25 protein-coding genes are annotated in these 26,924 nt (G+C 64.0%); 6 read left to right on the top strand and 19 right to left on the bottom strand.

Annotated features, from left to right (window positions below):
• Window positions 1-494 precede the first annotated feature (494 nt).
• Window positions 495-1,034: a DUF3016 domain-containing protein gene (locus ASE28_RS11095; RefSeq protein WP_082608021.1), complete on the top strand. Its 540-nt coding sequence runs from the start codon at window positions 495-497 to the stop codon at window positions 1,032-1,034.
• A gap of 50 nt (window positions 1,035-1,084) precedes the next feature.
• Here the strand turns inward: ASE28_RS11095 and ASE28_RS11100 are convergent, their stop codons facing one another.
• The 18 genes from ASE28_RS11100 to ASE28_RS11185 all read right to left on the bottom strand — a co-directional run bounded on the left by ASE28_RS11100 (window position 1,085) and on the right by ASE28_RS11185 (window position 20,799).
• Window positions 1,085-2,035 carry an NAD-dependent epimerase/dehydratase family protein gene (locus tag ASE28_RS11100; RefSeq protein ID WP_057266625.1) on the bottom strand — a complete coding sequence of 317 codons (951 nt, stop codon included), beginning with the start codon at window positions 2,033-2,035 and terminating at the stop codon, window positions 1,085-1,087.
• A complete protein-coding gene (locus ASE28_RS11105; protein ID WP_057266626.1) occupies window positions 2,032-3,018 on the bottom strand; it encodes a fumarylacetoacetate hydrolase family protein in 987 nt (328 codons plus the stop codon). The genes ASE28_RS11100 and ASE28_RS11105 overlap by 4 nt, the downstream gene beginning before the upstream one ends.
• A gap of 20 nt (window positions 3,019-3,038) precedes the next feature.
• The gene (locus ASE28_RS11110) at window positions 3,039-3,815 is read right to left on the bottom strand and encodes an SDR family NAD(P)-dependent oxidoreductase (RefSeq protein WP_057267263.1); all 777 of its coding nucleotides are present in this window, start codon (window positions 3,813-3,815) and stop codon (window positions 3,039-3,041) included.
• Between the two features lie 12 nt (window positions 3,816-3,827).
• A complete protein-coding gene (locus ASE28_RS11115; RefSeq protein WP_057266627.1) occupies window positions 3,828-4,814 on the bottom strand; it encodes a tripartite tricarboxylate transporter substrate binding protein in 987 nt (328 codons plus the stop codon).
• A gap of 164 nt (window positions 4,815-4,978) precedes the next feature.
• Window positions 4,979-5,923, bottom strand: a complete 945-nt coding sequence (locus ASE28_RS11120; protein ID WP_057266628.1) for an AraC family transcriptional regulator — start codon at window positions 5,921-5,923, stop codon at window positions 4,979-4,981.
• A 101-nt stretch (window positions 5,924-6,024) separates the two neighbouring features.
• The gene (locus tag ASE28_RS11125; RefSeq protein ID WP_082608022.1) at window positions 6,025-7,002 is read right to left on the bottom strand and encodes a tripartite tricarboxylate transporter substrate binding protein; all 978 of its coding nucleotides are present in this window, start codon (window positions 7,000-7,002) and stop codon (window positions 6,025-6,027) included.
• 69 nt (window positions 7,003-7,071) lie between these two features.
• Complete coding sequence (locus ASE28_RS11130; protein WP_057266630.1) at window positions 7,072-7,650, bottom strand: cupin domain-containing protein; 579 nt, start codon at window positions 7,648-7,650, stop codon at window positions 7,072-7,074.
• Window positions 7,647-8,453 carry a cyclase family protein gene (locus tag ASE28_RS11135; protein ID WP_057266631.1) on the bottom strand — a complete coding sequence of 269 codons (807 nt, stop codon included), beginning with the start codon at window positions 8,451-8,453 and terminating at the stop codon, window positions 7,647-7,649. The genes ASE28_RS11130 and ASE28_RS11135 overlap by 4 nt, the downstream gene beginning before the upstream one ends.
• Before the next feature lie 19 nt (window positions 8,454-8,472).
• Complete coding sequence (locus tag ASE28_RS11140) at window positions 8,473-9,489, bottom strand: tripartite tricarboxylate transporter substrate binding protein (protein ID WP_057266632.1); 1,017 nt, start codon at window positions 9,487-9,489, stop codon at window positions 8,473-8,475.
• Window positions 9,486-10,646: an MFS transporter gene (locus ASE28_RS11145; protein WP_157421937.1), complete on the bottom strand. Its 1,161-nt coding sequence runs from the start codon at window positions 10,644-10,646 to the stop codon at window positions 9,486-9,488. Before ASE28_RS11145 ends, ASE28_RS11140 begins: the two co-directional genes overlap by 4 nt.
• A gap of 12 nt (window positions 10,647-10,658) precedes the next feature.
• Entirely contained in the window at window positions 10,659-11,789 is a 1,131-nt protein-coding gene (locus tag ASE28_RS11150; RefSeq protein ID WP_057266633.1) for an FAD-dependent oxidoreductase, read from the bottom strand.
• Entirely contained in the window at window positions 11,786-12,187 is a 402-nt protein-coding gene (locus tag ASE28_RS11155; protein WP_369818154.1) for a Rieske (2Fe-2S) protein, read from the bottom strand. Before ASE28_RS11155 ends, ASE28_RS11150 begins: the two co-directional genes overlap by 4 nt.
• Window positions 12,139-13,086: a VOC family protein gene (locus ASE28_RS11160; RefSeq protein ID WP_057266634.1), complete on the bottom strand. Its 948-nt coding sequence runs from the start codon at window positions 13,084-13,086 to the stop codon at window positions 12,139-12,141. The genes ASE28_RS11155 and ASE28_RS11160 overlap by 49 nt, the downstream gene beginning before the upstream one ends.
• A 32-nt stretch (window positions 13,087-13,118) precedes the next feature.
• Window positions 13,119-14,276 carry a S9 family peptidase gene (locus ASE28_RS11165; RefSeq protein WP_057266635.1) on the bottom strand — a complete coding sequence of 386 codons (1,158 nt, stop codon included), beginning with the start codon at window positions 14,274-14,276 and terminating at the stop codon, window positions 13,119-13,121.
• A 6-nt stretch (window positions 14,277-14,282) separates the two neighbouring features.
• A complete protein-coding gene (locus ASE28_RS11170; RefSeq protein ID WP_057266636.1) occupies window positions 14,283-16,673 on the bottom strand; it encodes an RND family transporter in 2,391 nt (796 codons plus the stop codon).
• Window positions 16,670-17,755 (bottom strand): YCF48-related protein, encoded by a 1,086-nt coding sequence (locus ASE28_RS11175; protein ID WP_057266637.1) that lies wholly within the window; start codon window positions 17,753-17,755, stop codon window positions 16,670-16,672. The genes ASE28_RS11170 and ASE28_RS11175 overlap by 4 nt, the downstream gene beginning before the upstream one ends.
• A gap of 14 nt (window positions 17,756-17,769) precedes the next feature.
• The gene (locus ASE28_RS11180; protein WP_057266638.1) at window positions 17,770-19,119 is read right to left on the bottom strand and encodes a DUF1329 domain-containing protein; all 1,350 of its coding nucleotides are present in this window, start codon (window positions 19,117-19,119) and stop codon (window positions 17,770-17,772) included.
• Between the two features lie 15 nt (window positions 19,120-19,134).
• Entirely contained in the window at window positions 19,135-20,799 is a 1,665-nt protein-coding gene (locus ASE28_RS11185) for a DUF1302 domain-containing protein (protein ID WP_057266639.1), read from the bottom strand.
• Window positions 20,800-20,951: 152 nt separating this feature from the next.
• On the opposite strand from ASE28_RS11185, the gene ASE28_RS11190 reads away from it, so the two are divergent.
• The 3 genes from ASE28_RS11190 to ASE28_RS11200 all read left to right on the top strand — a co-directional run bounded on the left by ASE28_RS11190 (window position 20,952) and on the right by ASE28_RS11200 (window position 23,782).
• A complete protein-coding gene (locus tag ASE28_RS11190) occupies window positions 20,952-21,860 on the top strand; it encodes a LysR family transcriptional regulator (protein ID WP_057266640.1) in 909 nt (302 codons plus the stop codon).
• Window positions 21,861-21,916: 56 nt separating this feature from the next.
• Window positions 21,917-22,555, top strand: coding sequence for an MBL fold metallo-hydrolase (locus tag ASE28_RS11195; protein WP_057266641.1), 639 nt, complete (start codon window positions 21,917-21,919; stop codon window positions 22,553-22,555).
• A gap of 141 nt (window positions 22,556-22,696) precedes the next feature.
• Window positions 22,697-23,782: a GGDEF domain-containing protein gene (locus ASE28_RS11200; RefSeq protein ID WP_082608024.1), complete on the top strand. Its 1,086-nt coding sequence runs from the start codon at window positions 22,697-22,699 to the stop codon at window positions 23,780-23,782.
• A 7-nt stretch (window positions 23,783-23,789) separates the two neighbouring features.
• On the opposite strand, the gene ASE28_RS11205 is transcribed toward ASE28_RS11200, so the two are convergent.
• Entirely contained in the window at window positions 23,790-24,596 is an 807-nt protein-coding gene (locus tag ASE28_RS11205; RefSeq protein ID WP_235516096.1) for a M48 family metallopeptidase, read from the bottom strand.
• Between the two features lie 73 nt (window positions 24,597-24,669).
• Here ASE28_RS11205 and ASE28_RS11210 point away from each other — a divergent pair, with 73 nt between their 5' ends.
• Complete coding sequence (locus ASE28_RS11210; RefSeq protein WP_057266642.1) at window positions 24,670-26,067, top strand: MFS transporter; 1,398 nt, start codon at window positions 24,670-24,672, stop codon at window positions 26,065-26,067.
• A 134-nt stretch (window positions 26,068-26,201) separates the two neighbouring features.
• Window positions 26,202-26,918: a response regulator transcription factor gene (locus ASE28_RS11215; RefSeq protein ID WP_057202655.1), complete on the top strand. Its 717-nt coding sequence runs from the start codon at window positions 26,202-26,204 to the stop codon at window positions 26,916-26,918.
• Window positions 26,919-26,924 lie beyond the last annotated feature (6 nt).

Consider the following 26,924-nt stretch of genomic DNA (forward strand, 5'->3'; position numbering starts at 1 on the left):
ACCGGCCAAGGCCGGTTCCAATCCAAGACAGGAGGTCATACAACCAGAGGCAACGCACTTGGCCTGCCGTCTTGGTTTATAGACACAAATCAGAACGACAACTATTCGCATTTTAATTTAGCAACCTCCGAACGGGTAGACCCTCCTCGGTAAAGCCCGCCAGAGGCCCATCCGCGCCGTGCCGGGAAAACCCGAATCGACCGCAATGCGTGGCCCGTTGCTACAAAATTCGCAGCAAAGTGGTTATCAATACGTTGCATCGTTGCAACGAAAATGGGCATTCCGGGGCATACAACGCCGCCTGTCTGGGGGCTGTTGCATTCCGGGAAAGAAGATCCCACGGGTCCCTTCCACCTCGATTGGCCCCCAGAGGTAGGAGGACTGATCGACCGACGGCCGCAATCCCTGCCAGCGAGCCGACCCATCGATGGTGGAATGGAACCACGTACCGCCGCCCTGCGTCACACTGCCAACCATTCAAGGAGAAACGCGCCATGTCGCTGCTGCTGCCATTGCTGCACCCACCACGCCCCGCCCGCCTTCTGGCTGCCGGCCTGCTCGCCGCTTGCGCCGCCATCACGGCGACCAGCGCGGCGGCGGGCACTGCCAGCGTCACGTTCACCGCGCCGGAAAAGTACACCGATGCCAGTTACGCCCACCCCGTGGCGAACGAATCCGACCGCGCCCAGGTGCTGCGCGATGTGGAGCAGCACCTGCAGCGCCTGGCCACGCGGGGCCTGGCGCCCACCGACACCCTCAAGGTCGAGGTGCTGGACATCGACCTCGCCGGCCACTTCCCGCCCATGGGCGTGGGTGGCTCGGACGTGCGGGTGGTCACCGATGTCACGGGCCCGCGCATCAAGCTGCGCTACAGCCTGGTGCGCGATGACAGCGCCCCGGTTTCCGGCGGCGAAGAGGTGCTCAGCGACCTGAACTTCATGGTGCCCAGCAACAGGTATTCGAGTGGCGATCGGTTGCGGTATGAGAAGGCGTTGCTGGATCGGTGGTTTGAGAAGCGGTTCGGCAGGCAGTAGGCTTGGTGCCGCAGTGCGGCCTCGCGGGGTGGCCGAACCCTGGAATGCCGCTATTCGTGCGACATCGCGCGAACCGTCAGTCGGGAGATATCCCCGTCGTGGCGCAGTCCGATCGATGCTGCCAACGGAGCAAGCAGAGGTGGCGAGGACCCGAAGAGCCGCTCGATGAGAGGATTGGGTTGATAGTGCACCAAGTCTGCGACAGAGCGGCCGAGTCTCTTGGAAAGTGCTGCAACGACCTCCTCAATGCTCAGATGCAGCACCGGCATCTGGTAGCTCCGCTGGGCGTTCCAGGACCGTGAATCCATGGTTGCGATGTGCATCAAGTTGTCTACGCACGTGCCCACCGACATCCACCAGCAAGTAGCCTTCGGAGAGACTGGCAGCGTGATGGCTTCGCCTCGCGCAAGCCGCCAAAACAGTTGGCTCATGAACGAAGACATCAGCCCGTCACCTTGGCCTGGACGGGCCACGACACCTGGCAGCCGGAGCGAGCACCCATTCACCCAGCCGCGTCGACTGGCATCCGCGATCAGGACTTCGCATGCCAGCTTGTGCGCCCCGTAGGTCAAGGCGGGAGCCGCAGGCGTGTCTTCCGTCATTTGGGCAGGAAGGTGCTCACCGTAGACAGCCACCGAACTCGCATAGATGAACCGGGGCGGACGGGGAAGCGCCCTGCAGTTGTCGAGCAGGCTGAGTGTCGCATCCAGGTTCACTTTGCGCCCCAGATCAGGATCACGCTCCGCAGCGCCGCCGGGAACGCTCGACAGATGAAAGACAAGGTCAGGGACGCTTTTCAGCGCCTCGGATTGCACAGCCGGGTCATGGACACTGCCTGCCACGCGATGCAGGCGAGCATCTTCATCTGCACCTGCCTCGAACGCCAGATCTACCGCAGTGATGCGGTCAACGGGCTCGCCGCCAAGGCCATCCCTGAGCAGTCGTCGAATCAAGACCTGGGCAATGAAGCCCTGGCTCCCCGTTACAACGACCTGGCTCACCGAGCGGACTCCACGACACGCTGGTCCATCGCGCCGAACGGACCTTCGGTGCCATCTGCGAACCTGGCCTGCATGCGAACGCGATCGCCAAATCGCATGAAGCCTGTTTCGGCTTGACCGAGGTCAATCATCTCAATGACACGCCGTTCTGCGATGCAGGCCGAGCCCGCAGCTCTATCGACATTGGAAACGGTTCCCGAACCCACGATGGTTCCGGGCGCCAGGCGACGTGTGCGCGCGGCATGGGCGATGAGCTGGCCAAAGCTGAAGTTCATCTCCCCGCCGTGGGGCTCTCCGAAGCGCTGGCCGTTCCAGGTGACGTGCAAGCGCAAATGCACTCGACCATCACGCCATGCGTCACCCAGTTCGTCGGGCGTCACGGCAACGGGGGCAAAGCTGCTAGAAGGCTTGGCCTGAAGAAATCCAAACCCTGTCCGCATCTCTCTGGGGCCGAGCGCTCTGAGGCTCCAGTCGTTGATCTGCACCACAAGCCGCACCGATTGCTCGGCCTGCTCTGCGGTCGCGCCCATGGGGACGGATCCGACGATGACCCCAAACTCACCTTCGAAGTCGATGCCGTCCGCCTCACTGGGCAAAGGAACATCGGCATGGGGGCCGAGGAAATCATCACTTGCCCCCTGGTACATGAGAGGAATGGTGTCCGAGTCCGGAATCGGTTGCGTATTGAAGGCGCGCTCCATCAGGCGCCCGTGATTCAGGAACGCGGATGCGTCGCACCATTGGGGAGCGCGTGGCAACGGGGCCGCACATTTCTCCGCCCCGAATGGAAATGCATCCGCACAGCCCCCCGCATTCAGCCGCTTGTAAAGCGCCTCTAGCGCTGGGGCGCAACTGTCCCAATGGCGCACCGCCTCATGCAGGCTCGGCACGGTAGCCGATGCATCGACAGCCTGCTGAAGATTGCGTGAAACGACCAGCAAACGCCCGTCGGCACCCTCTGAATTCAAAGTGGCAAATTTCATGATTGAACGCCGGTGACGGCTTAGTTTCCGTCGCTGATGGTGGTACCGCCATCCACGACAAGGTTGTGCCCCGTGATGAATCCGCCCGCAGCGCTGGCCAGCATGACCGCAACGCCAGCGATCTCGTGCGGCTCCCCCACCCTGCGCAGTGGCGTCAGCGACAGCCTTCGCTCAATGGCTGCGGGGTTGTCGATGAAGGAGGCCGACAGAGGCGTGCGGATCAGGCCGGGGGAGATCGAGTTGACGCGAACGCCAAGAGGCCCCCACTCCACTGCCAGGTTGCGCGCGAGTTGCGCCAACGCGGCCTTGGACAATCCGTACAGTCCAATCGCCTTGTTGCCCCGCAAGCCCGCAATGCTCGACATCAGAACCACACTGCTTCCCGGATTCGCCGCCATCTTCGGCAACAGCGCCGTTGTGAGCTCCACGGCAGCGCGCAGATTCAGGTCCATGACCCGCTGCCAGTCCGCTGGGGATGCCTGGCCGATCGGTCCTGCAGGGCCTTGCATTCCTGCATTGCACACCAGGACGTCGACGCGTCCGTAGACGGCCTGCGCGGCGGCTGCAAGGGCTGCCGCTCCTTCGACCTTCGATAGATCTGCCGGAAGATCATGTGCGACACCACCAGAGCGTCGAATCCGCTCAACCAGTCTCGCGCACAGTACCGGGTCGAGATCGGACGCCAGGACACTCGCTCCGTGATCGGCCATCGCCTGGGCAATCGCCAGGCCCAGGCCACCGGTCGCGCCGGTGACGAGCGCGACCTTCCCCTTGAGGTCGAACAGTGTTGAACTCATCCGCGCGACCACTTACTCAAGGACCACGCCGGCGCTTCGAATGACCGAACCCCAGCGCTCAGTCTCCGTCTGGATGTAGCGAGCGAAATCCGCCGAGCTCTGGGGTGCGGGTACGACTCCGAGATCGCCAAAGCGGCGCTTGATCTCATCCGACTGCACTGCCTGCACCACCGCTGCATGCAGCTGGGCCATGGCATCGCCTGGCGTGCCTGCTCGCACGACAACACCGGTCCAGCCGGGCATGTTGAGCGCCGGGTACCCCAGCTCGGTCAGCGTTTGCACCTGAGGAAGCTTGTCGAGGCGCTTCTCGCTGCCAACTACCGCCAGAGCTCTCAGCTTGCCCTCAAGAACGTATGGCATGCTGTTGGCCGTGACATCCAGCATCATGTCAATGTGGCCGCCCATCAGGTCTTGGACGGCAGGGGCTGCGCCTTTGTAGGCCACGTGCTGAAACTTCCCCTTGGTTTCGCGCTTGAGCATCTCGACCCAGATATGCGGCTGGCTGCCCATGCCGAAGGAGCCGTACATGATGTTCTTGTCGTCCTTGGCCGCCTTGGCAGCCTTGATGAGATCGTCAAGGGTCTTGAAGGGGCTGTTGGCGGGAACGACCAGGACCAGCGACGAAGTCAGCAGCCGCGTCAGGGGAGCGAAGTCTTTCAGGGTGTCGTAGTTGAGCTTCGGATAGAGCGCTGCGTTCATCGCGAAGGGGCCGATGTCGCCATAGAACAGCGTATGGCCATCTGCCGGCTGCTGCTTGACATACGCGGCGGCGATCTGGCCACCGGCCCCGGGCTTGTTCTCCACAATGACGGGTTGCTTCAGCGTTGTCGCCATGTGCTGAGTCAGCACACGGGAGACCGCATCACCAAATCCACCCGCGGGATAGGGGACCACCCAGGTCACCGCCTTTCGGGGAAAGACAAGTGCCGGCTGAGCAAGTACCTTGGATGCGAATGGCAGCGCTGCACAGGAGCGCACAAGAGCACGTCGAGAAATCATGAATGTCCCCAATTAAAGTTCTTGCGCCGTCATCAGGGCCGACTGGGAACAAGAGCCCCATCGGGTGAGTTGACGCGCGAAGCCGAGTATGGGAACCCTGAAGCTCGCAACTGTCGAAATATTGCGGCGAATATCGAAAAGCTGCGGTCGCGCGAGGACCTGCCCTAGTGGTCGCGCCGGAACTGCGAAGGCGTGGAGCCCCACTGCTTCCTGAACGCCTGGGAAAAATGCGACGGCGAGGAGAACCCTGTCGCCAACGCAATCTCACTGACGGAATGGCGGGAGTCAACGAGCAGCGACTTGGCACGGTCGAGACGGCGAGTCAACGCAAATTGATGCGGAGTCTCGCCACACGTTGCCTTGAAGCAGCGCGAAAAATGGAAGACGCTGAGACCCACTTCCGAGGCCATGGCGTCCAGGGATACCCCCTCGCCGATCTGGGCGTCGACGAGGTCGGCGAGCCTGCGCAACTGCCGCGCGGACAGCAGCGCCACCCGATCACTTTGCGGCGTGGATTCGCGATAGTGCTCCAGCAGGTGCACCGCTACGCTGGTCGCGATGCCTTCCGCGAACCGGGGGTGCATCGAGCTGTTGTCGTCCAGCGCAGTCATCAGCAACTGGACCATCTGAAAGAGAAGCGGGTCCTTCGCACCGAAACAGCTTCGCAGGGAAACCGGGCGATCGTCCCCCTCCTGCACCCGCTCCAGCCATTGGGGAGAAAGGTCGAGATGGAGGTTGTCCCGGTCCAGCTCCGTGCGCCAGAAGCTCGGCGTGCGCTCTGGCAGCAGCACGATGTCGCCCGTGTTCCACCTGCTGATGTGCGAGGCTGAGCCATGCCGCTGCATCAGGCCTGTGGAGGGGCCGCGTCGAACGATGATGCAGTGCTTGCCGGCCGCCGGGATATACAGGTCGCCATTGCCGGCCACCTGATGCCACAGAGCCATCCCATGCCAGGGGCGGCCCTTGCTGGAGCACCTGACCTGCTCGGTGGGGACGGCGTCCAGAGGCTCGTCCATGTAGGCGTGCTCAGCGGCACGCCATCGACGCTCGTCGAGGTCAATCGACGCTGCGTGACTAGGTTTTTCCCGAGAAACTTGGTCGGTCGTCATTCCCAAATTTTACGGGCAGGGATCGGAAGGCGTTCGCCGAGGTTGCGCCGGCAATGGACCCACACGCGGTATCGCTCCAGCACTGGACACATCTGTCGAGCTCAGGGTTGCTCCAGCTTCAGCCCCGCAGATTGGATGACGCGCGAGTACCGTTCGATTTCTCCCGAGAGGAAACTGCCGAATTCCTGCGGAGTTTGACCAGGTGCTTCGGTGCTGCCCAGCAATGTGAGCTTCTCCCGCATATCGGGTTGCGCCAGAGCCGTCACACAGGCAGCGTTCAGCTCGGCGACCACCGAACCTGGGAGACTCGACGGCGCAAGCAACCCAAACCAGGCCGTGATCTGAAAGCCGTTCAGGCCAGCAGTCTCGGCCACGGTAGGCAGGGTGGCAGGAAGTGCCGGTGACCGGCGCCCTCCGGTCTGCGCAAGCAATCGCACCCGCCCATCCTTGACCATCGGCGCAAGTGCCAATGCACTGTTGAACATCAGCTTGACCTGCCCGCCGGCCAGATCATTCAACGCCGGCGCCGCGCCCTTGTAGGGGACGTGGAGCAACTGGATACCAGCCTGCTGCGACAGCATTTCGCCAGCAATGTGCAGCACGTTGCCGATTCCGGCCGACGCATAGCCCAGAGTGCCGGGCTCGCGTTTGGCCAACGCGATGAGTTCGGCAACGGATTTGACCGGTAGCCCTGCATGCACCGCAAGAACCAGCGGCCCCGGGCTGGCAACCATCGCGACGGGAGCGAAGTCTCGCAGGCTGTCGTAGGGCAGCTTGGGGTAGAGGCTGGCATTGATGGCGTGCGCGGCGCTGGTCATGAGAACCGTATGGCCATCGGTGCTGCGAACGACCGCTTCGGAGGCGATGATTCCATTGGCACCAGGCTTTGAATCGACGATGACAGGCTTGCCCAGGCTGGCCGTCAACTTTTCCGCCAGCAGGCGTGCAACCACATCAGCGCTTCCGCCGGGTGCGAAGGGCAATACGATACGAACTGGCTTGGTTGGCCAAGCCGAGGCCCAGGCCGGCGCGCACAGCCCAGCGAGAATCATTGCGCGACGGATTGCATTTGGTTGCATGCATCAGCTCCAGGTGAATGAGGTGGATCTGGCCTCGGGGCTTGGCCCAGACATCGCGGCAGGGCCTGGCTAGCCAGCCTCCAGGGTCTTTCCAATTTCCTCGTCGTACTCGCCGGAGATCAGCACGAAGAGCATCCGGCACATGCGGCCCGAGCGGTTCGCCCATGCGTGGTTGGTTCCTCGCTGGACGACCACGCTCCCTTGGCGCAGCAGCACCTCGCTGGTGTCGAGCACCAGGGTCAGTTCGCCCTCGATCACCACTCCATAGTCGACAGACTCCGTGCGGTGCATCAGCGGGTGGGGCGAGTTGTGCTTCACCGTTGAAGCGTCCGCATCGCCAATCTGCCGAAATGCTTCTTGCATGCGCTCGGCGCCATTCGCAAGGAAATCCTCGGTATCCGGGGGAATATCGACAAAGCGAATGCGCGTGCCGCCTGGAGGCGGGGGAAGGGCCAGGGAGCCGGTCGTCGGATCCGCACCATTGGAGATGACGGCGGGAGCTTCGAACGTACTCCAGACTTCATGAAAGACCGTGCCTGGCACAGCAGCAACCTCTACCACCATGGGGAGCGGCCCGCTGCTGCTCACCACCGCCTTGCCTTGCGGGTTGTGCCCTGTCACGACACGATGAATGCACGGCAATGTCATGCAGCGTCCTCGGTGAAGATCGCAACGGCCCGGGTCCAGCCGGCAGAAGCCCCTCGGATCTTGTGCGGGAAGCAGCTGATGGTGAATCCCGTCGGCGGAACGGCTTCCAGGTTGTGCAGCTTTTCGAGATGGCAGTAGCCGATGTCGCGGCCCGCCTTGTGCCCCTCCCAAATGAGCGCCTTGTTCCCTGTCTCAGCGATCTTGGCTGCCGTGTAGGAGAACGGTGCATCCCAGCTCCATGCGTCCGTACCGGTCAGGCGCACCCCGCGCTCCAGCAGGTACATGGTTGCCTCATAGCCCATCCCGCAGCCTGCGCCCAGGTAGTCAGGGTGGCCATAGCGGCTCCCTGCACGGGTGTTGACGACGACGATGTCCAGCGGCTGCAACTCGTATCCGATGCGTTTGAGCTCGGCCTCCACATCCGCAGCCGTGGCGACATACCCATCCGGGAAGTGGCGAAAATCCAGCTTCACGCCAGGCTGGAAGCACCATTCAAGCGGTACCTGGTCAATCGTGATCGACGGCCGTGCTCCGCCCAGCTTGGCGTCCTGGGTCGAGTGGAAATGCCAGGGTGCGTCCAGATGCGTACCGTTGTGCGTGGTGAGCGTCACCCATTCGGCCGCTGCGGCCTCGCCATCCGGGTAGTCCTCGGGGGTGGTTCCCGGAATCATGGCCATGAATTCCGGCAACGTTTCGGCATGCTTTTGGTAGGTGATCCTGGGGGCGAGTGGTGGAGGATCGGACAGAACGTCGTTCTCCAGGTAGATCGACAGGTCTACGAATCGGTGCTGAGGCTTCTTCATGGCTGTGCTTCTCGGCTCTTCATTCGGGGACAACACCCACAGCGCGAGCCAGCGCCTGGTGCTTTTGAACTTCTGCGTCGTAGAACTTGTCGAGTGCGGCCAGCGACAACGGCGCCTGCGGATCGGTTCCCTGGCTCCGCAGGAAGGCTTGCACCTCCTGGTCACGCATGGCGGCTTCGAACGCCTGGTGCAAGCGTTGGAGTGCAGCATCCGGCGTGGTGCGAGACACCAGCAGCGCCCCCCATGCCGTGTGAACAAACGACTGCAAGGCTGGATCCAGGGTCTTCAAAGTAGCAACCCTCGGCAACAGCGCCGGCGATTGCTCCGCAGTGCTGCCGAAGGCGCGCAGCTTGCCTGTGGTGATGAGATCGAGCGCCAGGCCACCGAGCGGAACGAATGAGAGGTCGATCTGGCCACCCGCCAGGTCTTGCACCGCCGGTGGGACACCGCGGTAGGGGATGTGAACGAGCTGCACCCCACACAGGCGCGCCCATTGCGCGCCCATCAAGTGGATCATCGACCCAGGTCCAATATGGCCGAAGCTCAGGGGTTTCCCTGTCTTGTCCGCCGAGCGTGCCAGAGCCAGGAGTTCTGAGTGTGTCTGTGCGGGGAGACCGGGACGGCCGGCCAACACATAGCTTGTCCGTCCGAGCAGACCGACGGGTTTCATCTGCTCCGGCTTGTAGCGGACGCTGGCGAGGGTGGCCGGGGTAAGGATTGGCTCGGTCTGGGACACCATCACGGTGGTGAATCCATCGGCGGGCGCATTGAGCATCTTCTGCACGCCGATCGACCCACCTGCGCCAGGCATGTTCTCCACGATCACCGGTTGGCCAAGTGACTTCTGGAGCTGCACCTGGAGCTTTCTGGCGAACACGTCGCTCGGATTGCCAGCTGGCTGTGGAACGATGATCGTCAGATGGCGCCCATCCTGGGCGATGGCCAAAGGTGCCAGACCCGTGCCCGCCAGCGAGACCAGCAGCGAACGCCGGTTCATCGCCCGCCGTGGGGTGGTGTGTTCTTGCTGTTCACTCATACCGTTGCTCCAATGAAATTCTTGGTTTCCGACGCTTTGGGGATCTTCGTGAAGGCGTAGATGGCCAGGGCGTCGACGACCAGGGCAGCGATTCCGAGGCTTTCATAGCCAAACTGCTTGACCAGTGTTCCGCCGACGATGGGCCCCAGGGCCGCGCCGATCATGAGCATCGCCGGTGTTGCCGACAGCGCTCTGCCGCTGGGATCGAGTTGAGCGAGTGCACCGAAAGCGAATGTGTGCGTGAAGATCATCACCGCCGCGAAGACTGAAGCGGCCGCCGCATAGGGTGCGAAGCTCGTACCGTTCACGATCACCAGCACCAGGACTGCTTGCGCAAGGGGGCCCACCAGCAGGACGCTTCGAACAGACCAGCGCTTCTCCAACCAGGCGGCGAGAGCGGCGGGAACCAGGTTGACGAAGCCAAGGGCAATGAGCACTGCAGTCACTGCCTGTGCAGTGAACCCTCGATCTGAACCGACCCGCTCCAGGAAGCTGAACATCATCGACTGCACCAGGCCCATGCAGGCGACGCCTGCGGCGCCCCACCAGACGGCACGAGGCAGCCGTGAGGCAGACGCCTTCTCCTGGGCAGCGAGCGTGCCCTTGTCCTTGTCAGGAAATCCCAGCAGCGCAAAGGCAGCACCAGCCACCATCACGACGGCGAAGATCTGGAAGAGCGTTGCGCCGCCGCGGGTGGCTACCAGGTGGGTCGCCGCCGCCATGAAGACGATCCCGAAGACCCCCAGTGCAATGCCGACCACAGCGAACAGCCGGTGCGGATTCGCACTGCTGGCGATCGTCCCGTGGGTCACGCTCAAGGCAGCGCCAGCGGCCACACCAGCGACGATGTGCAAAACAGCGAGCATGCCAAAGCCTGTGGTCGTCGACGCCACGGCGAACCCCAGGGCCGCCAGGCCAAACCCGATGGATGCAACCCATCGCCCGACAAGCAGGTGGAAGATCGGAGCAAGGAAGAGACTGGCACCGACAGCGCCAGCAAGAAAGAGCGTTGCCAGCAGGCCTGCTTGCTGCGGGTCAAATCGGTAAAAGGAGATGAGTGTCCCCACCCAGATGGGCAGTGCGACAAGATCCACCATGCCTGCGCAGTGGCCCACCATCAGTGCGGCGCGGCCTCGGAGGGAAGCGGTTGTGATCATGATGGGCACTCCTCAAATCGGCTGGGCCAGCGCCATCAACGACTCGCGCATGATGCGCGCGTGCTCCTCCTTGTCCCCGCCGGCAATCTCGATCTCGCCCAACCGGGCCGAGTTTTCGACCACCATCCGGCAGCGCTCCCAGCGGCGATTCTCGAAGGAAGACAGCGCAGCGTCGACGTCGGTTGCACGGCCCAATTCTTCAGCCAACACCAGCGCGTCTTCAATCCCGATGCAGGCGCCTGACGCCAGATGCGGAGTGGTCGCATGCACCGTGTCACCGATCAGGACCACACGCCCTTTGAACCACGGCCTGGGCAGGAGAAGCCCTTCGAGAGGGCGGTACACGATCTGCGAGTCAGGACCAATCTGCGATTTGATCTGTTGCAGCACCGGTGCATGGAAGTCGTCGAGCAGTCCACGCAGATGGGCTGCAAATGTTGACGGCTCGACATGTACATTGGCTGGCCTCGGCTCGGTGACGAAGAGGTACATCTCTGACTTCGACACGGGGTTCACTCCCGGTTTGACCCGAGGGCCCATCCACATGGTGGCTGTCTCGACCTCGGCCGGACGGGGCAATACTGCACGCCAGACAGCCTGGCCGCTGTACTTGGGCTTTGCAGAGGCCGGGAAGACCGCCTCGCGCACTGCGGAGTACAGGCCGTCCGCACCGATCACCAGGTCATAGCGTCGGCTCTGTCCATCACTGAACTGGACCTCGGCCCCCTCGGCATCCTGGTGAATGTGGGTGAACGTGCACCTTAGCCGAATATCTGCGCCAGAGGCGCGCGTGGCATCGGCCAGTATCTTCGCCAGCACCGGACGCATGATGGCGCCGCCTCCGGGAACATCGGGCCCCGCGATGCGCGGCGTGGGCAGATTCCCGATTTTGTCCCCCACGGGGCTGCAAAACTGGACTCCATCGGCGGCACTGCCTTGGGCAAGGAAGGCATCCAGTATCCCCAGCTGGCGGAATGCACGCAGCGTTGCACCACCCAGGCTGATGCCCGCGCCGTAGCTGCGCCAACCTGGATCGATCTCGACCAGATCAACGGCGATGCCTTGCTTGCGAAGCTCGATGGCAGCCGCCATCCCGGAAAACCCGCCGCCAATGATCAGGACGCGGCGAAACAGTGAACTCATGAACTTGTCTCCTTGTAGTTGTGCAATCGAGCGTGGATCTCTCCATCGCGCTCGATATGGATCTCGATAGGTGTCAGCGCGTCACCCAGGCAGGGCCCCAGCGTGCATATGCCCGTCGAGATATCGAACTGCGCGCCATGGGCGGCGCAGACGATGCGATCTCCTGAGGCACTGAGGTATTCGTCCTTTCGCCAGGCCATCGGCGTCTGGTGGTGCGGGCAAGAATTGGCGTAGGCAAGTGGCTTTCCACCGCGCATCACGATGAATACGCTGTCCTGACCTTCACCGTATGGATCAAGCCCACGCGACCCATTCGGGGGAAGGTCTCGGAGATGGCACAGCCTCACGATCAGCCCTTCGGCGCGCCAGCCCCCGGAGGGGGCCCCGAAGGCGCCCACTTCTCGCGGTGCTGGAACAGGAACAACTGCGACGCGTCGGCGCTCATGGGAACCTCGCGGGCCACCCAGGCCTCGTCGTGCAGATCCATGTCCGCGTCGTATTCGACATGGCAGCCCAGCGGCGAATTGAAGTACCAGAACCAGTTGCTGCCGAACCGGTGGCGCCCCGGTCCCCAGAAGCTCTGGTAGCCCTTCTCCACGAAACGGGTGCCCGCCAGCATGACCTCGGTGGGCCCGCCCATGTGAAAGGTGAAGTGCTCACAACCCTTCATGAAGGGCGGCGTCTGGATCATGAACAGCGTGTGGTGATCGCTGGTGCCCGCGGGCCGCAGAAAGGGTCCGACGCCGGTGAACCGGTCCGTGCAAACGAACCCCAGCCGTGCGTAGAACGCCTCGGCCTTGACCGCATCGGGAACAAAGTAGACAACGTGGGACAGGGACCGCGGCTTGGCCGCCATGTCCGCCCAAAGGCCCAGCGCATTCGCGCCACGCTGCGGCGCCGCACCGGGTGCGTTCACCGATTCGGCAGGCAAGGAGATCGGTTTGCGCACGGTCACCTGGAACGCGAGCGCGAACCCCATGTCATCGACAGCGCGCACCACACCGTCTGTGCGGCTGACCTGCCGGTCCTTCGCCAGCTCTGCCTCGATGGCATCCAGGCTCTCCTGGTCGGCTACGCCATACACTGTCTCGCGCAACATGCTGGCCGTGCCCATGGAGGCGGGTAGCGATGGATCATCCTTCGCGAGTACCACCACGGAGGTGCCGTCGAGCGCCTCGAAGCGGCCCTGCTGCCCAGGCGCATCGCTGCGGGTAAGGCCATAGTCGGCCAGGTACTGCCCGCAGGCAGCGATGTCGTCCACTCCGAATACGAGTGCGTCGGGTCCGATGATGTTCATCTGGGTGTTTCCTGGATCTTGGTTGTGCATGCTCAGGCGGTGTGTCCGCCCAGGGTTTCGGCCACCCAGTCGGCGATGTAGTGGCCTGCATTGATGCTGTTGTCGAAGCTGCTGTGCTGCACGCCGCCCTCGCGCTCGGTGAAGACCTTGAGCTCGCGCTTGGGGCTGTTGACCAGCTGTTCGTAGGTGCGGTGCGCCCACTGCAGGGGAATCTGGGAGTCCTTTTCTCCATGCGTGACAAGGAAGGGCACGCGGATGCGGTCCAGGACACCGTCCAGGTGCACCTGCTCGGCGATGCGCATGAAGTCATCCATGTCCTTAGCTCCCCAGACCCAGCGCACGTGCTCCCAGTAGTGCGGAACGGGAAGGCTGCCTTCCTTGGCAAGGCGCTTCTTTTGCACATCGCGCCAGTCATGGTTCGCGCCCCAGACCACGCCGCAGGCGAACCGTGGTTCGAACGCCACCGCGCGCGGGCAGTAGTAGCCACCGAGCGACACGCCTTCAAGACCAATCCGCCTGGAGTCCACGTGGGGCTGCTGTTCAAGCCAATCGACGATGCGGCTGGCCCAGTGCTCGCTGTCGAAGCGAGCGGTCAGGCCGTGAAGACGCAGCGCTTCTCCCGTGCCAGGCTGATCAACAACCAGCGAACTCACCCCACGGCGCGCCAACCAGCTCGGCAGCCCCACGCGGTACTTCATCTCCTTGGTGGAGTCCAGGCCATTGACCTGCACCAGGATCGGGGCTGCTCCGCTCGCGCCTTCAGCACGCACGTAGAGTGCAGACAGGTGCTTTCCCTCATAGGGGATCTCGACGCGAGTGCAGTTCTCGCGACCCAGTTGCAGCCCTTTTGCGAACACCTCCAGGAAGCGGCCGTAAAGAGCCGTCCTGCCGGGTGCCCCATGGGCCTGCAAGCGCTCGGCGGTCAGGTAGTAGGTGGCTGCTCGGCTGTACTTCTCCCCTGCGGAAAGCGCACGGCCCGCAGCTTCATCTTCGGCTGCGAGTTCGCACAGCTTGTCGGCCATTCGCGCCCAGGTCTCACGGAACGCTGCTGTGCCTGCGGCGTCGGGAGCCTTGGCAGCCTCCTGCAGCGGAGCACACATCGCTTCGATCTCACCGATGCGTGCCCCCATCTCGATGGCCAGATTGACGGACAGGTTCCAGACGTAGTTGGTTGGAAAATACTTGAACATGGGGACCTATGCCGCTACTGCGGCGGTAGCTGTGGAAGAACGGGAGGCCGTGGTGCGCTGCGCCGATGGCCTGAGGAGAAAATGCGCGAGAGCAGGCACCAGGACCAACGCGCCGAGCATGTTGAGAAGGAACATGAATGCCAGCAGCAGACCCATGTCGGCTTGGAACTGAATCGGGCTGAAGACCCAGGTGAACACGCCAGCCGCCAGGGTCACACCTGTCAGCATGACGACCTTGCCCGTGAAAAGCAGGGCATGCTGGTAGGCGGCGGAGAGCGACTCCCCCATGCGCAGACGGGCCAGCGTGATCGAGAGGATGTACAGGGCGTAGTCGATGCCGATGCCCACGCCCAACGCGATCACGGGCAGGGTTGCCACCTTCACGCCGATCCCCAGGATCACCATGAGCGCCTCTGCCAGAACCGAGGTCAACAGCAAGGGCAAGATGGCCACAACCACCGCACGCCAGGACCTGAATGTGATGAACGAGAGCACGATGACGGCGGCATAGACCAGCCCCAGCATCTGCCACCAGGCCTTGGCGACCACGACATTGGTGGCTGCCTCGATGCCCGCCGAACCGGCCGCCAGAAGGAACTTGGCATCCTTCGTATCGTTGGCCTGGACAAACGACTCCACGTGGGACACGACCCGTGACAAGGTTTCTGCCTTGTGGTCGCGCAGGAACACATACAACGTCAGCAGGCTGCAGGTGTCGTTGTACAGACCACGCGGTGCGCCGGCGGTCACGGTGTTGATCATGTCCTGGTTGGGCAGGAACTCGTACCACTTGGGACTGCCCTCGTTCAGCCCGGAGAGCACCCGGCGGTTGAGCAACGCCAGGGTGTTCGTGCTTTCGACGCCGTCAAGCTGTCTGAGCTGCCACTCCAGTGCATCGACCCGATTGAGGGTTTCGTAGTTCGCGCACTGGCCGGGTGGGGTGGTGACCATGACGGCCATCACGTCGCTCGACGCACCATAGCTTTTCGCCATGAAGGCCACGTCCTGGTTGTAGCGGCTGCCCGAGCGCAGCTCGGGCGCGCCCGCGCCGAGGTCGCCGATCTTCAGCTGGGTGCTCAAGGCAAACCCGCCCGCGCCAAGGGCGACGGCCGCCACCAATGCGGCTGTGGCTGCGCCGCGCCGCGTAAAGCGGTCCAGGGTAGCCCACAGGGGATGCCTGGAAGCGCCCTGCGCAATCGCGCGCTCATCGCGCAGGCTGCGCTCTGCCGCCTGGGCGCTCACACCGGTGTACGAGAGCATGATCGGCAGCAGGATCAGGTTGGTGAAGATCAGGGCGGCAACGCCAATGGACGCCGCAATGGCCAGCTCCCGTATCACGGTGATGTCGATGACGAGCAGCACCGCAAACCCCACGGCATCCGCCAGCAAGGCGGTGAGGCCGGCAAGGAACAGGCGCCGAAAGGTGAAACGAGCCGCCACCAGTTGGTCCATGCCCCGCCCTACGTCCTGCATGATCCCGTTCATCTTCTGCGCGCCATGGCTCATGCCGATGGCGAACACCAGGAAGGGGACCAGGATGGAGTAAGGGTCCAGCGAATAGCCCAGCACCGGCAGCAGGCCCAGCTGCCACACGACGGCGACCAGCGAGGCGGCAACCACCAGCCCCGTCGAGCGAATGCAGCGTGTGTACCAGTACACCATCGCGGTGCAGATCGCCACCGCCAGCGCGAAGAACACCAGCACCGCCCGCACCCCTTCGATCAGGTCGCCCACCAGCTTCGCGAAGCCTGTGACATGCAGCTCCACGCCCTTGGCCTCGTACCTCGTCCGCAGGGCTTCAAGCCGCTGGCCCAAAGCGCCGTAATTCAGCGGCAGGCCGGCGCTGTCCTTGGTGAGCAACGGCACGAAAATGACCGTGGATCGGGCATCTGCGGCAACCAGTTGCCCGACCTCGCCGGAGCGGGCCACATTGAGTTGCAGCCGCTGAAGGCTCTGGGCACCTCCGTCATAGCCATCGGGGATCACCGGCCCACCTTCCAGCCCGTCTTCGGTCACGCCGACCCAGCGGGTGTTCGGCGTCCAGAGGCTCTTCATCTGGTTGCGCGCCACACCTGGCAGCAGAAACACTTCATCGCTCAACTGGCGCAGCGTGTCCAGGTAGGCCGCGTCGTAGATGGAGCCTCGGGGATTGGCAACGGCAATGCGCACGGCATTCCCCAACCCGGTCAGCTCCGCCTGGTGGGCAAGGTAGTTCTGGATGTAGGGGTGCGATGTCGGGATGGTCTTCTCAAAGCTGGCGTTGAGCGTCAGGCGCGACACTTGCCAGCCGAGGACGGCAGTGACTAGCGCACACAGCACCACCACCCAAGCTCGGTGGTTGAACAGCAGGCGTTCAAGAGATGAACCGCTGCGGGGATCGAATTTGGCGGCGTTCATGGGTGGTGCGAGGCCTTCTCGGACGCCGCTTGCACGGTTGCACCTCGCAAGGTCAAGGTAAGCAGGCGCCCATCGGGCAAAGGAAGCAGGCCGGTGAGAGGACCGGCGGGAGGTCCGGGACGCAGTCGCAGCGACTCACCGATGGCCTGGAAGGTCTGCCCGGATTGGGAGGCGAGCAGCAGGGTGCCGTCCAGGGCAAGCGCAGAGGCGGTGATCGAGGCGCCGGTGGGCGTGTTGCCCCGCCCATGCATCGCTTCCCAGCTGCCACCCGCGTCTGCACTGCGCCAGACATTGCCGCGCAACCCGCCCAGCCAGATGGCTCCGTCTTGGAGAATTTCCGCCGTGAAGAAGCTGCCCGCATAGGGCGTCTCGATCCGGCGAAAGCTCGCACCACCATCACCGGAGAGCAGCACCAGGCCCTGCTCTCCGGCAATGACGACGGTAGTGCCTCTGGCACGCACTGCGTACAGGTGCATTGCCTGCGGGTTGTCGAGGAGACCCGTGAGCGGCACCCAGGTCAATCCCCCATCGCGGGTCGCAAAGGCGAGGTTGTATGCGCCGACAGCCAGGCCGTGGCGATCATCGAAGAAGTGCAGATCGAGAAACGGTTTGTCGGCCCCGTCAGCGACCAGGCGCTGGGCGTCCTTGATGGCCCTCTCGTTTCCGCGGGCCGTTGCCTGAGCGAGTACCAGCTTTGCGGCCTTCGTGCCATCGAGCTGTCGCACCCACGTATTGCCACCATCCTTGGTCGCAAGAATGGTGCCTCCGTGGCCGACTGCCCACCCTGTCTTCTCGTTGACGAATCGGACGGAAGTCAGGGTGACACTCACAGGTGACTTCGACTGCTTCCAGTTGGAACCACCGTCGTCCGAGCAGAGGATGATGCCCCGCTCTCCCACCGCGACAATGCGCTGCCCGGCCAACGCTGCGCCCAGAAGCACTGCGCGATGCGGGTGGGCACCGGTCAGCGCGGGCCGATCGATGGCGGGCCCGACGGCTTGAGACGACGCACCTGCCGCAACGGCTGCGCATGCCGATGTCGCCATCCCTGCCAGGATGGCCAATTGAACAAGATGGCGCATGGTGACCCTGCGACTCAACGAACGCCTTCGCCAGCCATAGCGTCGGGGGTAAAGAAGGTGTCAGGGCGGCGTGGCACCACCTTGTAGTGCTGCGGGCGCTCATTCACCACACCGCTGGCGTACCAGGTGCCGGCAACCAGGTCGTTGAATCCCCACTGCTGGGGAGGCGTGGTGGCCGGCAGGTCAGGCATCACCATGGGATGGGACCACAGGGTGCGCCACAGCTGGTCCTTCGCGTCCCAGCGGTCGCCAAGCACGGCAACCCAGGTGTCTTCATCCACGTAGTAGCGCGAGCGCGGTGCCTGGTGGCGCTGGCCCGGTTTGAGCTTGGCCTCGATGACCCAGACGCGATGAAGCTCCCAGCGCACATGGTCGGGATTGAGGTGGCTTGCCAGAAGCAGGTCACTGTCCTTCTCTGGCACGTGCATGCCGTTCGCGTTGTAGGGGATGTACATCTCCTTCTTGCCGACGATGGACCAGTCGAAGCGGTCGCTACGACCGGACACCACATCGACTTCGTCGAAGTTGGCGATGCCGTTGGAAGCCGGTGTGGGGGTGTCACAGCATGCGTTTGGCAGCTTGCGGACCCTGCGCTGACCCGTGAGATAGACCCATGTGCCGGTCTTGTCGGGGTCCAGGTTCTGGCGACCCGTGATGGCCTCGCCAGCACGCACCGGCGGGCCCGAGTTGACCAGGCGAATCATCCAGTATTCGCCATTCGCCTTGTCGGCCGAGCCGTCCTTGTTGTAGTACGGCATCTGAAAGTCGCCCACGCCCTCCACCGCCATCACGCGCTGGCCCGTGGCAGTGCCCATGTAACCCCGGAAGTTGGTTTGCCACGATTCCCCGCGCCAATGCAATTCATGGTTGGCGAGAATTTCCTTGGCGGTCTTGGGGATCGGGAAGGGGATACCGCCATGGGCGCCGCGCACGATCTCGCCCTCCAGGCGCGCCGTGGTGGCATTCCTTGCGGTGTTGTCGTAGACCCACTGCGGCGCCGCTGCGGTGCGCTGGGTCTTGTACACGTCGACGCGGAAGCTCTGCGGGTACTTCTTGAGCAGCGCTTGCGTGCCGTCGGTCAGTTTGTCGGCGTGCTGCGCCATGGTGGCGGCTGTGACGCTGAACAGCGGCTTTTCCCCCGCAAAGGGATTCTCACGGCGTCCGCCGTTCTTGAAGCCAGCCTGCGCCGTGGTGTAGCCACCGGTCCAGGCCGGAATGGTGCCTTCCCTGTTGCCCGCACGTTCGCCGCCCAGGGGGGTGAGTTCGGTCTTGAGCCTGGCGGCTTCTTCCGGGGTCACCGCAGCCATCGCGGTGAGGGTCGACAGGCACAGCAGGCCGCCGACAAGTTGCATGGTCTTCGTCATACGATGGATTCCAGGTCAGAAAGTGGTGCGCACCGAGAACGTCAGGGAGTTCCGGTCCTTCAGGGCTTGCTTGAATTGCGCGTTGTTCGCGGCGTCGAGCGTCGGCGCCGCCTTGCCGAGGTAGTGCACGTAGTTCAGTGCGAAAGTCCAGGTGCCGAGGTACACGCCAGACAGCCCTAAGTTCATGTCCCCGCCCTTGTCCACACCAAAGCCCGGCCCCACGGCGGATGAGGCGCCAAAGGTGTAGCCCAGACCGATCGAGGGTGTGAGGTCGAGACCCGGCGCAACCTGCCGATAGCTGGGCGCGTAGACCATGCGCATGCCGACCGCAGACTTGTCCGCATTGGGATTGAGCATCTGCGCGTTGCGCGTGACCTTGGTGCGCTCGTTCCAGGCGATCTCACCCACAAACGAGGCTTCACGCGAAATGAAGGACGGCCCGAGCGATGCAATCCAGGAGACCTGGGCGTGTGCACTCTCGCCCACTGCATAGCCGGGGTTGCTGCTGTTGTTCAGCCCCGCATTCACGCCCACATTGGCCAGTGTCGACTGGCCCGAGCTGGCCAGGGGCGTGTTGTGCCGGACGGATACCTCGCCCGCGAAGCTCCACTCGTCCAAGGTCTTGGCGAAGCTGGCGCCGTATGCGCGCACTCCCTCGTGGTACATCCAGCGATAGGTGCTGGCTGACAGCGCTGGCGGGAACCCCGTGAGCACGTTGTTGATGTTGCTGGGCGTGGTTGCGTGGTAGCGAATGGCGTAGAAGCCGAAGTCCGTGTCCAGCGCCGCAGAGCGCCAACGTACCTGCAGGCCACCCTGTCCGGAATCCTTGGCGTCCAGATCAGCCTGGCGGATGAAGGTGCCCGTGGGTCCTGCATTGATACGCTCTGCGCCCGGTCCCAGGGAATCGCTGGTGGACAGGTAGGCACCCACAGGCATGAGGCGGGTTTTCTGCCACTCGTAGTTGGCGTAGGCTCCAACCGCCAGGTCGGACGACAGCTGCACCTGGCCAGAGATCTTTCCAGTGGGTCTTGCGACCTCCTTGAACTGCGAGTTGGGAACCGAGAGCAGTTTGATCAGGTCCAGAGGTGCCTGTCCCCCGGCGATACCGTTGGCACCGAAGAAAAGGCTCTCGCCCCACAGCAGCGTGTGGCGGCCCAGGCGCACGGTTGCCGGGGTGCTGCCAAGTTCGAAGCGTCCATAGACGAATGCGTCCAGCACCTCGGCCTTGCGGCCCATGAGCTTGCGCGTCTCGGATGGGAAGGCATCTCGTGGGCTGTGGTTGGACGTGAAGCCCAGGTTGTCGGTGCGCCCGTTGTAGACCTCGTCGTACCATGCGGCAGCACTCAAACGGGCACCATAGCTGGGACCGGCGAGGTCCAGCTCACTGAGCAGGTCCAGCCGATTCGATACGATGCCGCGCTTGAAATTGTTGTCGCCATCATCCTGGTTGGCCGTCACCGGGAGGGTGTTGGCCAGGGACGGGAGTGGCGATTTCACGCGGCCGGCCAGGCTGTACTTGACGGTGTTGTCCCAGCGCAGCTTCCAATCGGAGTTTCCGGTATCGATCTCGATGGCCGAGGCAGACTGCGCGCCAGCAAGCGCGACAAGCGCTGCTGCAATCCGGGTGTATCGGGGGCGTATGGACGTGGGTCGACCCGCCGGGTCGGCGCTGTTTCGCATGGCTTTGTCTCCGTTGATGTTCTGTTTTTCTGCCGCCAGGCTCGATGGCGAGTGCGGCAGGGATGAACTCTAGAGATTGGGCTTGTATTCCTGAAATGGATTCTTTAGATTCCAGGAATCCATAGAACCAATATCAATACAAACCCTGAGACATGCGATTCAACAAACTGGACCTCAACTTGCTCGTAGCGCTCGATGCACTGCTGGCCGAGCGCAACATCAGCAGAGCGGGTGAGCGGGTGCACCTGAGCCAGCCGGCGATGAGCAACGCACTCGCCAGATTGCGCGAGTACTTCGGGGACGAACTGTTGGCCGCACAGGGCCGGCAGATGGTGCTCACCCCCCGCGCCATCAGCCTCATCGAACCCGTGCGGGAGGTGCTGATGCGCATTGACAGCACCATCACCAATCCGCCAGTCTTCGATCCCGCCAAGGCGACCCGCAAATTTGTGCTGCTGCTCTCGGACTTCACCACCGCAGTCTTTGTCCCCGCCATGCTGGAAGCGCTCTACAAAGAAGCAAGGGGCATCGGGATTGAGCTGCGCATGTTGAATGATCGACCTATCGATCAGTTGGAGCAAGGGGATGCCGACCTGCTGATCATTCCTGCCCAGTATGTCTCGCCCGACCACCCCTCCGAGTCATTGTTCGAAGAGCAGTACCTCTGCGTGACCTGGTCGGGAAACAGCCGCATCCAGGAGGAGCTGACCTTCAACGACTACCTGGAATGTGGCCATGTGGTGGCCAACTACGCGACCGGACAGCAGCGCGCGGCGTTCGACAGCTGGTTTCTTGATCGCTTCGGCATCAAGCGCCATGTGGAGGTTTCTGCCCCGACGATGGCCGCCCTTCCACGCATGGTCGTTGGGACAGACCGGATCGCCACGGTGCACAAGAGGCTTGCGCTTCAGGCCGAGCAGATTCTTCCCATTCGGCTCTGGCAACCTCCGTTGGAGGTGCCCACGCTGGTTCAGAAGCTGCAGTGGCACCGGCATCGCGACGCAGATCCCGCACTGACCTGGATGCGCGAACTCGCGCTTCGCGTCGGCAAGACGATCTAAGAACAGTTGCCCGTACAAAAGCCACTCTCTGTTACCAACAACCAAACGACTACCCCATGCTCCACTACCTCACCGTCCCCGTCACCGCCTTCCAGCAAAACTCCTCCATCCTCTGGTGCGACGCCACGAACCAAGCCACCATCGTCGACCCCGGCGGTGACCTTGACGTGCTGCTGGCCGAGGTGGAGCGCCTGGGCCTCACGCTCGACCAGATCTGGCTCACCCACGCCCACATCGACCATGCGGGCGGCACGGGCGAACTGGCCGAGCGCCTGTCGCTGCCCATCGTGGGGCCGCACCCCGGGGACCAGTTCTGGATCGATGCGCTGCCGGATCAAAGCGCGATGTTCGGGTTTCCGCCCGCGCAGCATTTCACGCCCACGCGCTGGCTGGCCGATGGCGACACCGTGCAGATCGGCAACGAGACGCTGCACGTGCGCCACTGCCCTGGGCACACGCCGGGCCATGTGGTGTTCCACGCGCCGCAGATCGACCGGGCCTTCGTGGGCGATGTGCTGTTTGCGGGCAGCATCGGGCGCACGGACTTCCCACAGGGCAACCACCAGGACCTGATCGACAGCATCACCGGGCGCCTGTGGCCCATGGGGGACCAGACGGTGTTCATTCCCGGCCACGGCCCGGAGAGCACTTTCGGCCGCGAGCGCAAGAGCAATCCCTACGTCGGCGGCACCTGAGTCCCTCCCTTTGCGGGTAACGTAGAACTGGGATGCTTTGCCCCGCCTGATCCGGCGATGCGCTGCATTGCAACTTTTTAAGATGTGACATTCTGTTAACAATCCCGGCGGTCGGAGGCGCGTGCCGGGCATCGTCCCGCCATGGCATCCCCTGCAAGCACCGTTCCCACCGCCCATCCTCCCCGCCCCTTCGCCATTCCACAGCGCGGCTCCAGCGTTGCTGGCAAGGCCTACTGGGCCATGGCGCAGCGGGTGGCGCTGACGGCCGCAGCCATTGACTGCGGCTACATCCTGCTCTTCCTCTGGCTGGGCTCGGTGCCGCTGGCGCTGGTCAACTTGGCCAGCATCGGCATGTACCTGGGCGCCTACGCGCTCATCAAGCGGCGGCGCAACACGGCGGGCATCTCGCTGATCTGGCTGGAGGTGATCTTCCACTCGGCACTGGGCTCGCTGCTGGTGGGCTGGGACAGCGGCTTTCACTACTACCTGCTGCTGTTCATACCGGCCGTGGTCATTGCCAACTCGGGCCGCTACGCCGTACCGATCGTGCTGGCACTGCTGACCTACTACCTGGGCCTGCGCCTTGCCTGCGACCACTGGGGCGCCCTCGCGCCCCTGACCGGCAAGGGCCAGCAGGTGGTCAACGCCATCCACGTGTGCATCGTCTTCGGCATGTTTGCGGCGCTGGCGGCGTTCTACCGCCGCACCATCCTCATCGCCGAAAACCGGCTGCTCAAGCAGGCCACGCTGGATGCGCTGACCGGGCTGAACAACCGCGCGCATTTCCACACCTTGGCCGGGCACACGCTGAACCGCACCCAGCGCACCGGCGAACCGGTGGCACTGCTGCTGTGCGACATCGACCATTTCAAGCAGGTCAACGACCGCCACGGCCATGCCATGGGTGACCGCGTGCTGGTGACCGTGGCCGGCGTGCTCGCGCGCAACCTGCGCGAGAGCGACGTGATCGCGCGCTGGGGCGGCGAGGAGTTCCTGGCGTTGATGCCGGCGAGCCCGCAGGCGTCCGCCATGGAAGTCGCCGAGCGCATCCGAATGGCGATGGAGCAGATCCAGATGGACTGCCAGGGCCAGCCGGTACCTTTGAGCATGTCCTTCGGGGTAGCGCAGGTGGCCCATGGCGACGACCTGCAGGCGGCCATAGCACGGGCCGACCAGGCGCTCTACCAAAGCAAGAACAACGGCCGCAACCGCGTCACGGCAGGCTGATCAGCCGTCAACCCTTGCGCGCAGCTTCGTAGAGCTTCTGCACCTTGGGCACGTTGAGCTCCAGCTGCTGGATGCGTGCCGGGCCCGAAGGGTGGGTGGACAAAAAGGCCAGGCCTCCCTGCTTGCTCCCCGTGGCGCTGCCCATCTTCTTCCACAGGCTCACCGACGCATCGGGCTGGTAGCCCGCGCGCGCGGCCAGCTCCAGGCCCACCAGGTCGGCATCGCTTTCGTCCGAGCGGCTGAACTGCAGTGTGAGCAGTTGCCCACCGAGGCTGGCGGCGGCATTGCCCAGGTCACCAAGGCCCAGCAGCTGCGAGCCCAGGCGCAGGCCAATGTTGGTGGCCTGGGTCTTGGCCAGGCGCTCGCGCGCATGCTCGCGCAGCGCGTGGGCCATTTCGTGGCCCATGATCATCGCGGCTTCGTGGTCGGTGAGCTTGAGCTGGTCGAGGATGCCGGTGTAGAAGGCGATCTTGCCACCGGGCATGCAGAAGGCGTTGATCTGTTTGCTGCCGATCAGGTTCACCTCCCAGCGCCACTGGCTTGCGCGCTCGTTCCAGGGCTTGGTGTGCGGGATCAGCCGCTGGGCGATCACGCGCAAGCGCTGCAGCTGTGGAAAGTCATCGGGCGCGAGCGCGCGCTTGGCGCGGGCCTGTTCCAGCATCTGCTGGTACTGCTGCGCGGCGGACCGCTCCAGCGTCTCGGCCGGTATCAGCTTGCGCAGGGTGGAGGAGGTGCCCACGTCCACCTGGGCGATGGCCGGGGCCATGGCGCCCGCCCCCGCCGCCAGTAGAAATGCGCGGCGCGCGGACCACATCGATGATGGCGCGGCGGAAGGAGAGGGGCAAAGCATGCACATGCAGGAATAATAGACAAAAACCCAGGTACCCATGTCAGACACCTCCCCTATCCCGACCGCTACGGCCGTATCTGCCGCGTCGACCGACGCCCCCCGGCCCACCTGGCTGCAGACGTTGCGCGTCTACCTGGAGCCTGCGAGCCTGCGCATGCTCACCCTTGGCTTCTCGGCCGGCCTGCCGCTGCTGCTGGTGCTAGGCACGCTGAGCTTTCGGCTGCGCGAAGCGGGCATCGACCGCAGCACCATCGGCTACCTGAGCTGGGTGGGCCTGGCCTATGGCTTCAAGTGGGTCTGGGCACCGCTGGTGGACCGCATGCCCCTGCCCCTGCTCACCCGCTGGCTGGGCCGCAGGCGCAGCTGGCTGCTGCTGTCGCAGGCCGTGGTGGTGGCCGGCCTGGTCGGCATGGCCCTGGCGGACCCGCGCGAGATGCTGGGCCCCATCGTCTGGTGCGCGCTGGCCGTGGCCTTCGGCTCGGCCACGCAGGACATTGCGCTCGACGCCTTTCGCATCGAGTCGGCCGACGCACGGCACCAGGCGGCCCTGGCCGCTTCGTACCAGACGGGCTACCGCCTGGCCATGATCTGGGCCGGCGCGGGCGTGCTGTGGATAGCCGCACGCGCCGAAGTGGCACCCGCCGTGGGCCAGGCCGTGGCACAGGGCGCGGCTGCCTACCAGAACGGCGCCTGGCAGGTGGCCTACCTGGCCATGGCGGCGTCGATGGCGGTGGGCATCGTCACGGTGCTGTTCTCGCGCGAGCCCGCGCAGGTCGTGCTGCCACCAGCAAAGAACGCGGCCGAGTGGATCAAGGGTGCGGTAGTGGACCCGTTCGCCGACTTCCTCACCCGCTATGGCTGGCATGCGGCGCTGATCCTGGCCCTGATCGCCGTGTACCGCATCAGCGATGTGGTGATGGGCATCATGGCCAACCCCTTTTACGTGGACATGGGCTTCACCAAGGACGAAGTCGCGGCCGTGACCAAGATCTACGGTGTGGTGATGACCTTGGTGGGCGCCTTCGTGGGCGGCGTGCTGTCCATGCGTTTCGGTGTCATGCGCATCCTGATGCTGGGCGCCGTGCTCAGCGCGGGCAGCAACCTGCTGTTTGCCTGGCTGGCGGGGCATGGGCACGATGTGACGGCGCTGATCGCCGTGGTCTCGGCCGACAACCTGGCCAGCGGCATCGCCTCGGCGGCCTTCATCGCCTACCTGTCGAGCCTGACCAACGTGAGCTACTCGGCCACGCAGTACGCGCTGTTCAGCTCGCTGATGCTGCTCTTGCCCAAGTTCATCGCAGGCTTCTCGGGCCGCTACGTGGATGGGTTCGGCTACGCGCACTTCTTCACGGCCACCGCGCTACTGGGTGTGCCCGTGCTGCTGCTGGTATGGCTGGCGTCTCGGGTCGAAATCGTGGGCACTAACCACAAATAGGCGATTTTTTGCTATGCATTGCATAGCAATGCAAGCGATGGCACAGGCAGCAGGTTTACGGGAGCTTTACAGGCGCTTCAACACCTTGTGACGCCTTTGCGCGACCATGGACAGGCCGCTACTACACTGACCCCATGAGCTCCCAACTGCTGATGATCGAAGACGACACCCGCCTCGCCGAGATGGTGGGCGAGTACCTGGGCCAGTCCGGCCTGGTGGTGACGCACCGCGCCGATGGCAAGAGCGGCCTGGCGCAACTGCAGGGGCCGGACGCCGCCGCCCTGCCCGACCTGGTGATCCTGGACCTGATGCTGCCCGACATGGACGGCCTGGAGGTCTGCCGCCGCATCCGCTCGCTGCAGGGCCCGGCTGCGCAGGTACCGGTGCTCATGCTCACGGCCAAGGGCGACCCGATGGACCGCATCATCGGCCTGGAGCTGGGCGCCGACGACTACCTGCCCAAGCCCTTCGAGCCGCGCGAGCTGCTGGCGCGCATCCGCGCCATCCTGCGCCGACGCACCGATGGCGGCACGCCGGTGGCCCAGGCCCTGCGCTTCGGCACGCTGGAGATCGACCGCGATGCGCGCACGGTCACCGTGGCCGGCCAGCCAGCCGACCTGACCTCCTACCAGTTCGACCTGCTGGTGGCGCTGGCCGAGCGCGCGGGGCGCGTGCTCACGCGCGACCAGATCATGGAGGCCGTGCGCGGCCGCGAGCTGGAGGCCTTCGACCGCTCGATCGACGTGCACATGGGCCGCATCCGCGCGGCCATCGAGGTCGATGCCAAGAACCCGCGCCGCATCCTCACCGTGCGCGGCGTGGGCTATGTGTTCGCCAAGCAGCAGGATTGAAGCCCG

The organism is Acidovorax sp. Root219 (assembly GCF_001428665.1).
GTDB lineage: Bacteria > Pseudomonadota > Gammaproteobacteria > Burkholderiales > Burkholderiaceae_C > Acidovorax.